Here is a 1,577-nt window from a genome sequence, read left to right on the forward strand (position 1 = left end):
GCTGGTCCACGCTGGTCATGACCGTGCCCACGGACATGGTGCCGCGCGCCGCGCTCGGCCGCCTCGCCGGGCTGGTCGGCCTGGGCGGGGCGATGGGCGGCATCCTCATGGGCCAGGCGGCGGGATGGGCGCTCGACGCGGGCCTGGGCTACACGCCGGTGCTGGTCGTCGCGGCCTTGCTGCACGTCCTCGCCTTCGCGCTCATCTGCTGGAAGATTCCCGTCATTTCCCAACTCGACCTCTCCGGAAAGGCATCCGCTTGAAGATCACCGAAGTCCGCACCCGCGTCGTCCAGTGGCGTGGCGAAACCGTGCCCCTGCCGCCGCACTTCTGCACCAATCCGATGGATCTGGTGTCGCCCATGCTTTCGCCCGAAACCATGGGCACCTTCACCTTCCACGGCTGGCTGATCGTCGAGATCTTCACGGATGAAGGGCTGGTCGGCATCGGCAATGCCGCGCTCTCGCCGCTGGTGACGAAGCAGCTGATCGACCTCTATCTCGCCCCGCTGCTGATCGGCCAGAACCCCTGGGACACCGAATTCCTGTGGCAGCACATGTATCGCAAGACGATGGCCTTCGGTCGCAAGGGCGTGGCGCTGGTCGCGATCTCGGCGATCGACATCGCGCTGTGGGACCTGATGGGCAAGGCGGCGAAGCAGCCCTGCTACCGCCTGATGGGCGGCCGGACCAAGGCGAAAATCCCGGTCTATGCCAGCCGCCTCTATTCGACCCCGCTCGACGAACTTGCCAGCGAGGCCGCGAAGTACAAGGCCGAAGGCTACAGCGCGATGAAGCTGCGCTTCGGCTGGGGGCCGGTCGACGGTGCGGAGGGCATGGCGCGCAATGTCGAGCTGGTCCGCACCGTCCGCGAGACGGTGGGGGACGAGGTCGACATCATGGCCGACGCCTATATGGGCTGGAGCCTCGACTATGCGAAGCGGATGATGCGCCTGATCGAACCCTTCAACCTGCGCTGGCTGGAGGAAGCGATCATCCCGGACGACGTCCACGGCTATCATGAGCTGCGCCGCTTCGGCACCACGCCGATCGCCGCGGGCGAGCATGAGTTCACCAGCTACGGCTTCCGCCAGCTGATCGAGGCGCGCGCGCTCGACTATTTCCAGTTCGACACCAACCGCGTCGGCGGCCTCACCGCCGCCCGCAAGATCCAGGCATTGGCGGAGGCCTATTCGATCCCGGTCGTGCCCCACGCCGGCCAGATGCACAATTACCATGTGGTGATGGCCAGCCTGAACTCCCCGATCGCGGAATTCTTCCCGCCCGTCGACGTGGAGGTCGGCAACGAGCTCTTCTGGTATATCTTCAAGGGTGAGCCGATGCCGGTCGATGGCTATATCGACCTGGACGACTCCGTCCCCGGCCTCGGACTCGAAATCGACGAAGAGGCACTTTCCCGATTTGAGGTGATTGGCTGATGAGCACGAAAGTTGCAGTATTGGGCCTGGGCATCATGGGCGCCGGCATGGCGCACCAGTTGCTGAAGGCAGGCTATGACGTCGCGGTGTGGAACCGCAGCCCCGCGCGCGCCGCGCCGCTGGTGGAGGCGGGCGCCCG

At 65.8% G+C, this 1,577-nt stretch carries 2 protein-coding genes and 1 pseudogene; all 3 read left to right on the forward strand.

What is annotated here, in order from left to right; translation table 11 throughout:
* Window positions 1-263 (forward strand): annotated as a pseudogene (locus M529_RS0123995) (MFS transporter); the annotation flags it as partial.
* Complete coding sequence (locus M529_RS26280; protein ID WP_021316261.1) at window positions 260-1,438, forward strand: L-rhamnonate dehydratase; 1,179 nt, start codon at window positions 260-262, stop codon at window positions 1,436-1,438. The pseudogene M529_RS0123995 and the gene M529_RS26280, both read left to right, overlap by 4 nt.
* Window positions 1,438-1,577, forward strand: a 140-nt coding sequence (locus M529_RS47985) for an NAD(P)-binding domain-containing protein (protein WP_161626315.1), incomplete at its 3' end; no start/stop codon positions are given. The genes M529_RS26280 and M529_RS47985, both read left to right, overlap by 1 nt.

It is taken from the genome of Sphingobium ummariense RL-3, from assembly GCF_000447205.1.
In the GTDB taxonomy this organism is placed as follows: Bacteria; Pseudomonadota; Alphaproteobacteria; order Sphingomonadales; family Sphingomonadaceae; genus Sphingobium; species Sphingobium ummariense.